General features: G+C 63.0%; 15 protein-coding genes. 9 read left to right on the top strand and 6 right to left on the bottom strand.

The features are described 5' to 3' along the window. A partial coding sequence (locus QPK27_RS19565) for an NAD(P)/FAD-dependent oxidoreductase (protein WP_290419845.1) occupies positions 1–461 on the bottom strand: 461 nt, incomplete at its 3' end. Positions 462–645: 184 nt separating this feature from the next. Here QPK27_RS19565 and QPK27_RS19560 point away from each other — a divergent pair. The 5 genes from QPK27_RS19560 (at position 646) to QPK27_RS19540 (ending at position 4727) form a co-directional block, all read left to right on the top strand. Next, entirely contained in the window at positions 646–1422 is a 777-nt protein-coding gene (locus tag QPK27_RS19560; RefSeq protein WP_290419844.1) for an SDR family oxidoreductase, read from the top strand. An 86-nt stretch (positions 1423–1508) separates the two neighbouring features. Then, on the top strand, positions 1509–1910 hold the full coding sequence (locus QPK27_RS19555; protein WP_374047094.1) for an acyl-CoA thioesterase: 402 nt from the start codon (positions 1509–1511) through the stop codon (positions 1908–1910). Then, positions 1907–3466, top strand: coding sequence for a histidine ammonia-lyase (hutH, locus tag QPK27_RS19550; RefSeq protein WP_290419842.1), 1560 nt, complete (start codon positions 1907–1909; stop codon positions 3464–3466). The genes QPK27_RS19555 and hutH overlap by 4 nt, the downstream gene beginning before the upstream one ends. A gap of 239 nt (positions 3467–3705) precedes the next feature. After that, entirely contained in the window at positions 3706–4266 is a 561-nt protein-coding gene (locus tag QPK27_RS19545; protein WP_290419841.1) for a lipoprotein, read from the top strand. Further along, positions 4263–4727, top strand: coding sequence for a hypothetical protein (locus tag QPK27_RS19540; protein ID WP_290419840.1), 465 nt, complete (start codon positions 4263–4265; stop codon positions 4725–4727). Before QPK27_RS19545 ends, QPK27_RS19540 begins: the two co-directional genes overlap by 4 nt. 115 nt (positions 4728–4842) lie before the next feature. Here QPK27_RS19540 and QPK27_RS19535 read toward each other — a convergent pair whose 3' ends face one another. Beyond that, entirely contained in the window at positions 4843–5400 is a 558-nt protein-coding gene (locus QPK27_RS19535) for a LuxR C-terminal-related transcriptional regulator (protein WP_290419848.1), read from the bottom strand. 152 nt (positions 5401–5552) lie between these two features. Between QPK27_RS19535 and QPK27_RS19530 the strand changes: the two genes are divergently transcribed. After that, the gene (locus QPK27_RS19530; RefSeq protein ID WP_290419839.1) at positions 5553–6251 is read left to right on the top strand and encodes a CoA transferase subunit A; all 699 of its coding nucleotides are present in this window, start codon (positions 5553–5555) and stop codon (positions 6249–6251) included. Between the two features lie 21 nt (positions 6252–6272). Then, on the top strand, positions 6273–6923 hold the full coding sequence (locus tag QPK27_RS19525) for a 3-oxoacid CoA-transferase subunit B (protein WP_290419838.1): 651 nt from the start codon (positions 6273–6275) through the stop codon (positions 6921–6923). Positions 6924–7001: 78 nt separating this feature from the next. Here the strand turns inward: QPK27_RS19525 and QPK27_RS19520 are convergent, their stop codons facing one another. The 4 genes from QPK27_RS19520 to QPK27_RS19505 all read right to left on the bottom strand — a co-directional run bounded on the left by QPK27_RS19520 (position 7002) and on the right by QPK27_RS19505 (position 11064). Further along, positions 7002–8294, bottom strand: coding sequence for a M56 family metallopeptidase (locus QPK27_RS19520; RefSeq protein WP_290419837.1), 1293 nt, complete (start codon positions 8292–8294; stop codon positions 7002–7004). Continuing rightward, the gene (locus QPK27_RS19515; RefSeq protein WP_290419836.1) at positions 8291–8674 is read right to left on the bottom strand and encodes a BlaI/MecI/CopY family transcriptional regulator; all 384 of its coding nucleotides are present in this window, start codon (positions 8672–8674) and stop codon (positions 8291–8293) included. The genes QPK27_RS19520 and QPK27_RS19515 overlap by 4 nt, the downstream gene beginning before the upstream one ends. 158 nt (positions 8675–8832) lie before the next feature. Continuing rightward, on the bottom strand, positions 8833–10134 hold the full coding sequence (locus QPK27_RS19510) for a dicarboxylate/amino acid:cation symporter (protein WP_290419835.1): 1302 nt from the start codon (positions 10132–10134) through the stop codon (positions 8833–8835). A gap of 126 nt (positions 10135–10260) precedes the next feature. After that, positions 10261–11064, bottom strand: a complete 804-nt coding sequence (locus QPK27_RS19505) for a 3-hydroxybutyrate dehydrogenase (RefSeq protein WP_290419834.1) — start codon at positions 11062–11064, stop codon at positions 10261–10263. Between the two features lie 168 nt (positions 11065–11232). Between QPK27_RS19505 and QPK27_RS19500 the strand changes: the two genes are divergently transcribed. Beyond that, on the top strand, positions 11233–12111 hold the full coding sequence (locus tag QPK27_RS19500; RefSeq protein WP_290419833.1) for an alpha/beta fold hydrolase: 879 nt from the start codon (positions 11233–11235) through the stop codon (positions 12109–12111). Positions 12112–12131: 20 nt separating this feature from the next. Further along, a complete protein-coding gene (locus tag QPK27_RS19495) occupies positions 12132–12482 on the top strand; it encodes a RidA family protein (protein ID WP_290419832.1) in 351 nt (116 codons plus the stop codon). Position 12483 lies beyond the last annotated feature (1 nt).

The following is a 12483-nucleotide window of genomic DNA, read 5'->3' as shown; positions in this document are numbered from 1 at the left end:
ACTTCGGCCGCCGGGAAGCCGGGGAAGATTTCCACGCCCAGCGCCTCCGCCTGCTGGCCGAGCCAGCGCACCACGTTGGCCAGCGAGACGATGTAGTTGCCGTGGTTGGTCAAGGCTTTGGGCACCGCGAAGTTCGGCGTGGCGTACGATTTGGTCTCGGTCAGGAACAGCACGCGGTCTTCCGTCACCGGGGTATTCAGCGGCGCGCCTTTCTCTTTCCAGTCCGGGAACAGTTCGGTGATCGCGCGTGGGTCCATCACCGCGCCCGACAGGATGTGCGCACCCAGCTCGCCGCCTTTTTCCAGCACGCAGACCGAGACTTCGCGGTTCTGCTGCGCCGCCAGCTGCTTCAGGCGAATCGCCGCAGACAGGCCGGCAGGGCCGCCGCCGACGATGACGACGTCATACTCCATTGCCTCGCGCGGGCCGTATTGTTCGAGAAGATTCGTGGTCTCTGTCATGGTGTTTTAAAGAGCGTAAATAGGGTGCGAAAAAAAATTAGCACGAGTGTGCGGGAATTTGCCGGTGAATGCAACTTTCGCGGTATTGTAAGTGCAATATTAGATGGGGCAATCTAATACTCGGCATTTGTGGGATCATTATGCTTTCGCAACTGCGTGGCGCGGCAGCGCCGGGGAGCCGGACGTGGGGATTGAAGTCAATTTCGAAGGCAAGATTGCAATGGTCACCGGCGCATCGAGCGGCCTCGGCGCCCGTTTCGCCAAGGCCCTGGCCGGCGCCGGCGCCCAGGTGGTGCTGGCCTCGCGCCGCACCGAGCGTCTCAAGGAACTGCGCGCCGAGATCGAGGCCGACGGCGGCGCGGCGCACGTGGTGCGGCTCGACGTGACCGACCTCGGCAGCATCAAGGCAGCCATCGCGCACGCCGAGACCGAGGCCGGGCCGATCGACATCCTGGTCAACAACTCGGGCGTGTCGACCACCCAGCGCCTGCTCGACGTCGGCGAGGACGACTACAGCTACATCATGGACACCAATCTGCGCGGCGCCTTCTTCATGGCCCAGCAGACCGCAAAGCGCATGATCGCGCGCGCCAAGGGCGATCCGCGCAAGCAGCACCGTATCGTCAACATCGCCTCGGTGGCGGGCCTGCGCGTGCTGCCGCAGATCGGCGTGTATTGCATGAGCAAGGCCGGCGTGGTGCAGATGACCAAGGCGATGGCGGTGGAGTGGGGCAAGTATGGCATCAACGTCAACGCCATCTGCCCCGGCTACATCGCCACCGATTCGAACGAGGATTATTTCGACACCGAGCCGGGACGCAGGCTGATCGAGATGCTCCCCCGCAAGCGTCCCGGCAAACCGGAAGACCTCGACGGGCTCCTGCTGCTGCTGGCGGCGGAAGAAGCCCATTTCATCAACGGCGCCATCATCACCGCCGACGACGGCATGACGGCGCAATAATTTAAAAGAAACAGAGACAAGCAATGAGCAGCGAGCAGTCCGTAGCACAAGCAACACCGAAACACGCACCAAAACTGGTTCATACGATGCGCATGCCGATCCGCTGGGGCGACATGGACGCCATGGGCCACGTCAACAACACCAATTATTTCCGCTACATCGAGTCGGCCCGCATCGCCTGGCTGGAGCAGGTCGGCGGCCTGGCCAACCCGACCGGCGAAGGTCCGGTGATCGTCAGCGCCTCGATGAACTTCATCAAGCAACTGGCCTATCCGGGCGAGATTGAGGTGCGCACCTATGTGTCGCCGCCAGGCCGCTCGAGCGTCGAGGTCTCGCATGACATCCGCCTGGTGGGCGCCGACGGCGAAGCCGGCGACGTCCATGCCGAAGGCACGGCCAAGGTGGTGTGGGTGGACTTCAAGATCGGCAAGTCGGCGCCGCTGCCGGAATCGCTGCGCTCCGCCTTGCCGGCGGCAGCGGCGCAATGAGCGCGGCCGCCGGCACGCACAACCTCCGCATCGTCCGTTTCGACCGCGAACGCCTGAGCCTGGACGACGTCGTCGCCATCGCGCGCGGCGCAGCGCGACCGGCGTTATCAAGCGACCCGGCGTTTCGCGCCGCCATCGCGCGCGGCGCCGATTTTCTCGACCGCCTGCTGCGCGAGGATGGCGTCATTTATGGCGTGACCACCGGCTACGGCGACTCGTGCACCGTGGCCGTCCCGCCCAAGCTGGTGCCCGAACTGCCGCGCCAGCTGTACACCTACCACGGCTGCGGCCTCGGTGCATATCTGACCCCTGAGCAGACGCGCGCGGTAATGGCGGCGCGCCTGGCCTCGCTGTGCAAGGGTTACTCGGGCGTCAGCGTCGGCTTGCTGGAGCAGATCGTGCGCCTGTTCGACGCCGGCCTGCTGCCGCTGATCCCGGGCGAAGGTTCGGTTGGCGCCAGCGGCGACCTGACGCCACTGTCGTATCTGGCGGCGGTGCTGTGCGGCGAGCGCGAAGTGTGGCGCGATGGTACGCAATTGCCCGCAGCCCAGGCCTTGGCCAAGGCTGGCATCGCGCCGCTGCATCTGCGTCCAAAGGAAGGGTTGGCGATCATGAACGGCACTGCCGTCATGACCGGACTGGCCTGCTTGGCCTGGGACCGAGCCGATTACCTGGCGCGCCTGGCCACCCGCATCACGGCGCTGGCCTCGTTCGCGCTGGACGGCAATGCCCACCATTTCGACGCCACACTGTTCGCGGTCAAGCCACACGCGGGCATGCAGGACGTGGCGGCCTGGTTGCGCCACGACCTCGGCAGCACGGAGCAGGTCGAGCGCAACGGCCGGCGTCTGCAGGACCGCTATTCGATCCGTTGCGCGCCGCACGTGATCGGTGTGCTGGCCGATGCGCTGCCGTTTTTCCGCACTCAGATCGAGAACGAGCTCAATAGCGCCAATGACAATCCGATCATCGATGCCGACGGCGAGCGCGTGTTGCACGGCGGCCATTTCTACGGCGGCCACATTGCGTTCGCGATGGACGGCATGAAGAATGCGGTGGCCAACCTGGCCGACCTGCTGGACCGTCAGCTAGCGTTGCTGGTCGACACGCGCTACAGCAATGGCTTGCCGCCCAACCTTTCCGGCATCCAAGGCGAGCGCGCTGCGATCAGCCACGGCCTGAAAGCGCTGCAGATCAGCGTGTCGGCGTGGACGGCGGAAGCGCTCAAGCTGACCATGCCGGCGTCGGTGTTCTCGCGCTCGACCGAGTGCCACAACCAGGACAAGGTCAGCATGGGCACGATCGCCGCGCGCGACTGCCTGCGCGTGCTCGAACTCACGGAGCAGGTGGCGGCGGCGCTCTTGATCGCGGTCCGCCAAGGTGCGTGGCTGCGTTGCCGCTTGGACGCGTCGCAACAGCCGACGTCTCGTCTAGCTGAGCTATTGGACGCGCTGACGCCGGATATCGCAGCCGTGGTCGAAGATCGGCGTCTTGATCATGACCTGCACCGGCTGCTCGAACGGATTCGTCAGCAAGCTTGGGCGCTGTATCGATGAGCGGGTGCTGGAGAAGATATTAGCGGCCAGTTTGCTTATTTATGGTGCATGGCATATGTTTGGCCGCGCTCGCCCACGGGCGCGGTGATGGCGATGTTGATGGTTCTAATCGATTAACTTGCAAAGCGTTTATCTTGTGGCGAAACAGTTTGGTGAATATGTGTGAATCTATTATGTAATCACTAGCGTATGATGCTCAAGCGAAACGGCACGCCTTAGATGCCGCATTAGGGATGATCATGAAGAGAGTAGTTTTTGTTATCGCGACCGTATTGGCACTCGCAGGATGCCAGTCTGCTCCTCCCATTAATTTTTCAGTACCGAACGTTGGATTCAGTGCGAAAAAAATTGAAGCTGAGTTGAAGTCAATGACAGTTGGGATCGCGAGGGCAGACGAAAAGACTGGTGAACTGCCTGCTGGAATGGAAACCTTGGTGCCACAACTTTGGCAAAGCGCTTTGCAGGAATCGCTGAATAAAATGGCAGTATTCAACGATGATGCACCTACGAAAGTGAACTTAAGCGTCAAGATCCTGAAGCTCGACATTCCGAGCGCGGGCTTCTCAATGACCACCGAGACTGCAGCAAGGTACGAGATTCTCGACCGAAAAACCGGAGCAATCGTATATACGCAGGATATTGTTTCAAAGGGTGAGGTTCCACTCGACTATGCATTTGCTGGCATAACGCGCGCACGTGAATCGGTTAACCGGGCCGTGCAGAACAATATTACCCAGTTTCTGCAAGCTCTCGAGACGGTCGATGTGTCCAAACCAATGTTCCCGGTGAGCCAGCGATGAGAGTTGGTATCTCGATCAGCGCCGTCAGCATGGGCATTATGTTGATTTGCGGCTGTACCTCCAATATTTCGCCCACATCTTACTCAGTTGGTTCGGTTGGACAGGTGAACCGTACTGTCGCAGCCAAAGTAATAAGTGTGCGTCCAGTCCAGATCGACGGTACTAATGCCGCGGGCGGAACTGTCGGTGGAGCACTTGGGGCTACTGCCGGGTCTGGCATCGGAGGCAGTGATCGAGCGAATATTGCTGGTGCTTTGGCAGGAGCTGTGGTCGGGGCGATTGCAGGGGCGGCAATTGAGAAAAATGCTACTAAGCAATCGGGTCTTGAATACGTTGTTCAAACTGAAAACAATAACTTGATGACTGTTGTACAAGGTAGCGATCCCGCTTTCAGTGTGAATGACAAGGTTCTTGTCTTGTACGGTTCTCCATCGAGGTTGATTCCTGACCCGCGTCCGTAATCAGGAACGATGTATTGTATTTAATGCCCTTAGAAAACCGTTCGCTGTTGGCGAACGGCTTTCTAATGTTCGATGATGCCGGTAACGTTGGGCATTCGTTACTCATGCCTTTGCGTTATCCGGCACCCACCAGCTTGTGCACCAGTTCCGACGACGTCGATGCCGCGAACTTGCGCATCAGGCTGGCGCGATGCATTTCCACCGTGCGCGGACTCAGGCCCGCATCGCGCGCGATCACCTTGCTGGTCTTGCCCTCGACCAGTAGCGCCGCGATCTCGCGTTCGCGCGGCGTCAGTTCGGCCGTCACCGGCCGCTTCTCGCTGACATCCTCGAAGGTCCACACCCCTGCGCCGAGCGGCTGCACCGGGTCGAGCGCGCGCCCGGTCACGTGGCACCAGAACAGCTCGCCATTCGCGCGGCGCATGATGCGCTCGTCCGAGTAGCGCCCCCTGGCATTCATGATCGGAATGATGCGGTCGCCCGTGCGCAGGAACTCATCCATGGTGGGGTAGAGTACGCTGAACGATTGCCCGTGCAAGCGCGCCGGGGCATAGCCGAACATCGCGGCCAGCGCGCCGTTGCAGGTCTGGATCACGCGGTCGCGCGAGACGCACATGCCGACCGGCGCGTGCTGGAAAATCATCTCGTAATCTATGTCGCCCAATAAATTCATGTGAGGCGGATCGACAGCGTTGTTCATTGGCGATGCGGGTGGTGGGACGGCCCGTAGTTCTACGGTATTGTGCTCCTGTTGTGCGTATTCTATGCTGAGAGTCTACTCAGTAGTACAGAAGAGCTAACGCTTCATCCATAAAAGGGACGGGTATGAATAAAGTGTATCCAGACGCGCAATCGGCCCTGGCCGGTATCGTGCAGGACGGCCAGACCATCGCCGTGGGCGGCTTCGGCCTGTGCGGCATTCCCGAGGCCCTGATCGCCGCGCTGCGCGATTCGGGCGTCAAGAATCTGACCGCCATTTCCAACAACGCCGGCGTGGACGGCTTCGGCCTCGGCCAGTTGCTGGAAACGCGCCAGATCAAGAAGATGATTTCGTCCTACGTGGGCGAGAACAAGGAGTTCGCGCGCCAGTTCCTGGCCAATGAACTCGAGCTCGAGTTCACGCCGCAGGGCACGCTGGCCGAGAAACTGCGCGCCGGCGGCGCCGGCATCCCGGCGTTCTTCACCAAGACCGGCTACGGCACCATCGTCGCCGAAGGCAAGGAAACGCGCGAATTCAACGGCGAGCACTACGTGATGGAACACGCGCTGTTCCCGGACGTGTCGCTGGTCAAGGCGTATATGGCCGACCGCGCCGGCAACCTGGTGTTCCGCAAGACCGCGCGCAACTTCAATCCGAACGTCGCCATGGCCGGCAAGGTCTGCATCGTCGAGGTCGAAAAGCTGGTCGAGATCGGCGAGATTGATCCGGACCATGTACACCTGGCCAGCATCTTCGTGCACCGCATCGTGCACAACCCGGCGCCGGAAAAGCGCATCGAGCAGCGCACCGTGCGCGCCAACTAAGACCAGAGCGGAGACAAGAACATGGCATGGACTCGTGAAGAAATGGCCGCGCGCGCGGCCAAGGAGCTGCAGGACGGCTTCTACGTGAACCTGGGCATCGGCCTGCCGACCCTGGTGGCGAACTACGTCCCCAACGATATCGAGGTGTTCCTGCAGTCCGAGAACGGTCTGCTGGGCATCGGCCCGTTCCCGACGGAAAACGAAATCGACGCCGACCTGATCAACGCCGGTAAGCAGACCGTGACCGCGCTGCCGGGATCGGCCTATTTCAGCTCGGCCGATTCCTTCGGCATGATCCGCGGTGGCAAGATCAACCTGGCCATCCTGGGCGCGATGCAGGTGTCGGAACAGGGTGACCTGGCCAACTGGATGATCCCAGGCAAGATGGTGAAGGGCATGGGCGGCGCGATGGACCTGGTGGCCGGCGTCAAGCGCGTGGTGGTGGTGATGGAACACGTGGCCACTGCCAAGGATGGTAGCACCAGCCACAAGATCCTCAAGAAATGCGACCTGCCGCTGACCGGTGTCGGCGTGGTCGATCGCATCATCACCGACCTGGGCGTGATCGACGTCATCGAAGGCGGACTGAAGGTGGTGGAGTTGGCGCCGGGCGTCACGCGCGATGAGATCGTGGCGGCTACCGGCTGCGAGCTGGATACCTCGGCGGTCTGACACGCCGCTTCCATGAAACAAGGGCGCTGGATTTCCAGCGCCCTTGTCGTTTGTGGACGGCAATGCAGCAGACCGTGCTTAACTGGCTTTCCAGACGTACTGGACGTCGCTCCAGCGGTCGATCGGCGTGTCGTTGATGGTGGCCGGCTTGAAGCGGCACTTGGCCAATGCGACGCGTGCGGCCTGGTCGAGCGAGGCGTCGCCGCTCGAGCGGCGCAGCGCGGTGTCGAGCACATTGCCCCTGGCGTCGACCAGGAAACCGATGGTGACGGTGCCTTCGATCTTGCGCTGCAAGGCGACTGCCGGATACACGGGACGCGGGCAGGAATTCATGTCGACCATGGCCGTGGTCTCGATCACCGGCGTCTCGATCGTGACCGGCCCCATGCTCGTGACCTTGGGCTCGGCCTGTGGCTGCTGCGCGCAGCCGGCCAGGGCGGCGAGGGCGAAACCGATGACGGGAAGCGCGGCTTTCCAGTTCAGTGTGGTTGACTCGGGACGTACCAGTTGCTTGATGCGTGACATGAGGTCTCCTCCATTGGCCGCCTGGGCCAGTCGGGTGGGTGAAAACTGGAGTTTTTCCAGTTCGGAAAGGGCCAGGGCCAGGCGCCGCGGTTCGCCCAGTTGTCCGGCCGCGATAGCGTCGGCGATCAGTTCGCGCTCGGCGCGGATGCGGCGCGAGAGCCACCAGACCGCCGGGTGGTAGAACAGCAATGCTTCGATCACGTTCTGGACCAGGTTCACCAGATAGTCATGGCGCCGGACATGGGCCAGCTCGTGCGCCAGCAGCGCTTCCAGCAGCTGCGCCGGCATGGTCGTCACCAGCGAAGCCGGCACCAGCACCACCGGGCGCCACCAGCCGGCCGTGACCGGACTGGACAGGTTGGTGACGACGCGCAGGGCTACCGGCCGCCCGATGCCGAACTGCGGCGCCAGGCGGTCGAGCCGCGCCTGCCATGCCGGGTCGCGTGCTTCGTGGATTGCCGCGCGGCGCACCCACAGCAGGCCGGCAACCATGCGCAGCGCCAGGAACAGCGCGCACAGCGCCCAGGCGCCGACAATCCAGGCCAGATTCATGCCGAGCAGGCCGGCCCAGTCGAGGTCGGCGGGCGAGCCGGCGCCGGCGCCAACCAGCATGATGGCGATGCCACCATCCGCGGCCGCGTCGCCGTTCAGGCGCACCCACAACGAGGCGGCCGGCCAAAGCAGGCACAGCAGCAATCCGGTACCGGCGACGGCGTAGCGCGCGCGGGCGCTGGCGTTGCGCAGCAGGACCAGGTGGACCGCGGTCTCGCAGGCAATCAGCGCGCCTTGCCAGGTGAAATTCACCAGCGTCCAGCCAACCGCCTCGACAAAGCCGGCGGCGGTCATTGCTTGTCCTCGCGCAGCAGCTTTTCGATCTCGGCGCGCTCTTTCTTCGAGATGCCGCTCTTTAACGCCGCCAGCACCAGCGCCTTGGCCGAGCCGGCGAAGGCGCGCTGCATCAGGTCTTGCAGCAGATTGCTCTGCAGGGCGTCGCGTCCGTAGGCCGGGGTGTAGACATGCGACCGTTCGCTCTCGTCGCGCAACAGCAGGCCTTTGCCGTGCATCACCTGCATCAGGCGCAGCACGGTGGCGTAGGTAACGTCGGGGCGCTGCGCCAGCATGGCTTCATGCACCTGCTTGGCGGTCGCGGAGCCGAGCGGCCACAGGGTCTGCAGCAGGTCGAGTTCGGCCGGGGTTGGCTTGGGGGAATCGGGTGAGCGTGGCATGACGAACCTCGTAGAATCAGGATAGATCTAGATTATCTTGTCTAGATCGGTTTGTCTACATTGTTCGTCACTTCATGCGCGGCGGGTATGGCAACGTCGGGACGAAAAAAAACCGTGCCACGCGGGCACGGTTTTTGGGGACAGGTGCCAAGAAGCGATCAGGCCGCTTCTTTCACCGGCATCATGCCCTTGTCGTCGGTGACCGTCACGCGGCCGTTGAGGACGTCGTCCATGCGCTGCGCGTCCAGTTCCTTTTCCCACTTCGACACGACCACGGTGGCGACACCGTTGCCGACGAAGTTGGTCAGGGCGCGCGCTTCGCTCATGAAGCGGTCGATGCCCAGGATCAGCGCCATGCCGGCCACCGGGATGGTCGGCACCACGGCCAGGGTCGCGGCCAGGGTGATGAAGCCGGCGCCGGTGATGCCCGACGCGCCCTTCGAGGTCAGCATCGCCACCAGCAGGATGGTCAGTTCCTGGGTCAGGGTCAGGTCGGTATTGGTTGCCTGCGCCACGAACAGGGCGGCCATCGTCATGTAGATGTTGGTGCCGTCCAGGTTGAACGAGTAGCCGGTCGGGACCACCAAGCCGACGACTGGCTTCGAGCAGCCCAGCTTTTCCAGCTTGCGCATCAGGTTCGGCAGCGCGCTTTCCGACGACGAGGTGCCCAGCACGATCAGCAGTTCTTCCTTGATGTACTTGATGAACTTGACGATCGAGAAGCCGGTGAACTTGGCGATCAGGCCCAGCACGACGAACACGAACAGGAAGCAGGTCAGGTAGAACGAGCCCATCAGCTTGGCCAGCGGCAGCAGCGAGGCGATGCCGTATTTGCCGATGGTGAAGGCCATGGCGCCGAACGCGCCCAGCGGAGCGACCTTCATGATGATGTTGACGATGCCGAAGATCACGTGCGAGATGTCGTCGATGAACTTGGTCACCGGACGGCCGCGTTCGCCCATCATCGACAGCGCGAAGCCGAACAGGATGGCGACCAGCAGCACCTGCAGGATGTTACCGGTGGCGAAGGCATCCACGAAGGTGTTCGGGATGATGTGCATCAGGAAGTCGACCGTGCTCTGGCCGTGCGCCTGCTTGGTGTATTGTGCGATCGCGCTGGTGTCGAGGTGGGCCGGATCGACGTTGAAGCCGGCGCCCGGCTTGGCGACGTTGGCCACGATCAGGCCGATGGCCAGGGCGAAGGTCGAGACGACCTCGAAATAGATCAGCGCCTTGCCGCCGACGCGGCCGATCTTCTTCATGTCCTGCATCCCGGCGATGCCGGCGACGACGGTACAGAAGATCACGGGGGCGATGATCATCTTGATCAGTTTGATGAAGCCGTCTCCCAATGGCTTCATCGCGGTGCCCAGTTCAGGGTAGAACACCCCGAGCAGTACGCCCAGCACGATGGCGAACAGCACCTGGACGTACAGGATTTTATAGAAAGGCTTTTTCATGACAACTCTTCAACGAGGTTGGTGGTAGTGTCATGTTCGCCCAATCGCCGACCTGGGGCTATTGTGGATTTCCGCATGCTGCACTGCGTCATCGGCGCGCGGAAATCCACCTGCCGCGGCAGAGGCTTACTGCGCCGCCCAGCCCCCATCCATATTCCACGCCACCCCACGCACCTGGTCCGCGGCCGGGCTGCAGAAGAATACCGCCAGCGCCCCCAGCTCGTCCGGCGTCACGAACTCGCCCGACGGTTGCTTCTCGGCGAGAAGCGCCTTGCGCGCCGCGTCGTTGTCCAGCCCCTCGCGCGCCGCGCGGTCGTCGACCTGCTTCTGCACCAGCGGCGTCAAGACCCAGCCCGGGCAGATCGCATTGCAGGTGATGCCGGTCTGGGCCGTCTCCAGCGCGGTGACCTTGGTGAAGCCCACCAGCCCGTGCTTGGCCGCGACATAGGCCGATTTCTGCGCCGAGCCCACCAGCCCGTGCACCGAGGCCAGGTTGATGATGCGGCCCCAGTTCTTCTGCTTCATGCCCGGCAGCGCCAGGCGCGTGGTATGGAAGGCCGAACTCAGGTTGATGGCGATGATCGCGTCCCAGCGCTCGGGCGGGAAGTCCTCGACCGCCGCCACGTGCTGGATGCCGGCGTTGTTGACCAGGATGTCGACGCCGCCGAACTTGCTGGCCGCATAGTCCATCATGGCGGCGATCTCGTCCGGCTTGGACATGTCGGCGTTGTGGTAGGCGGTCTGGACGCCGAATTCGCTGCCGGTGTCGGTGTACAGTTTTTCGATCTGCTGGGCGTCGCCGAAGCCGTTGAACACGATGTTGGCGCCTTGCCCGGCCAGTGCGCGCGCGATCCCGAGGCCGATGCCCGACGTGGAACCGGTGACGAGTGCCGTTTTGCCGCTGAGTTGTCGTGCGTTGCTCGATTGCATGGTGTCCTCTTGTGTGTGGGTGGTCGGGGGAACTGCCTGAGTCTTGGTAGAATTCTAATCGACGCGCCCGGGCAGTGGTGCAGTTGCTCGGCCGCTTGAACGGGGCGTTGACGATGTGTTGACGACTGGGCGACGGCGAGTTGACATAATTCACATGACGGAGCCATCATGGTCGAAGCCAGATTACACAGTGTCCAGTGCAGCTCGCCCGCGGGCCTGCACCGGGTCGCCTACAAGGAATGGGGCGACCCGCGCAACCCGAAGGTGCTGGTGTGCGTGCACGGCGTGACGCGCGTCGGTGATGATTTCGACCACCTGGCGCGCGCTTTGTGCGACGAATATCGCGTGGTATGCCCGGACGTGGTCGGCCGCGGCCGCTCGGGCCGGCTGCGCGACCCGGCGTATTACACCGTGCCGCAATACGTGAACGACATGGTGACGCTGGTCGCGCGCGTCACCGCGCCGGGCGAAATGGAAACCGTGCACTGGTTCGGCACCTCGATGGGCGGCCTGATCGGCATGGTGCTGGCCGCGCTGGAAGACAGTCCGATCAGTAAACTCGTGCTCAACGACATCGGCCCGGTGCTGGACCGCGCGGCGATGGCGCGCATCGGCGAATACATCGGCCAGGACGTGCGCTTTCCCAGCTTCGAAGCCGGGGCCGCCTACGTGAAGGCGGTGTCGGCCTCGTTCGGCCCGCACAGCGACGACGAATGGGCCAAGCTGGCCGGTGACGTGCTGCGCAGAAGCGACGACGGCCAGTGGGTGCGCCACTACGACCTGGGCCTGGCGCAGCCGTTCCAGGCCACCACGCCCGAGCGCGCGCAGCAGGACGAAAGCGCGCTGTGGGCGGCCTATGACGCGATCCGCTGCCCGACGCTGCTGGTGCGCGGCGAGCATTCCGACCTGCTGTCGCGCGACACCGCGCAGCAAATGGCGGTGCGCGGCCCCTTGCCGCGCCTGGTCGAGATCGCGGGCGTGGGCCATGCGCCCACCTTCGTGCACGAACGGCAGATCGCCGTCGCGCGCGAGTTTTTATTGAATTGAAAAGAAAGAAGAAAGAGATCATGGAAATCAAACGTCTGCACGTCGGCAAGCGCATGTCCGAAGTCGCCATCCACAACGGCACCGTCTACCTGGCCGGCCAGATCGCCGAAGATACCACCCAGGACATCGAGGGCCAGATGCGCGAAGTGCTGGGCCACGTCGACCGCCTGCTGGCCGAAGCCGGCAGCGACAAGACCTGCATCCTGATGACCCAGGTATTCATTTCCGACCTGGCCAACTTCGCCGGCATGAACGCGGTGTGGGACGAATGGGTCGCGCAGGGCCACACCCCGCCGCGCGCCACCGTCGAAGCCAAACTGGCCAATCCGGAGTGGCTGGTCGAGGTTTGCGTCACCGCTGCGCTGCGTTAAG

The organism is Massilia sp. YIM B02443 (genome assembly GCF_030411955.1).
Classification (GTDB): domain Bacteria; phylum Pseudomonadota; class Gammaproteobacteria; order Burkholderiales; family Burkholderiaceae_D; genus Telluria.
This window is presented reverse-complemented; position numbering and strand designations above follow the sequence as displayed.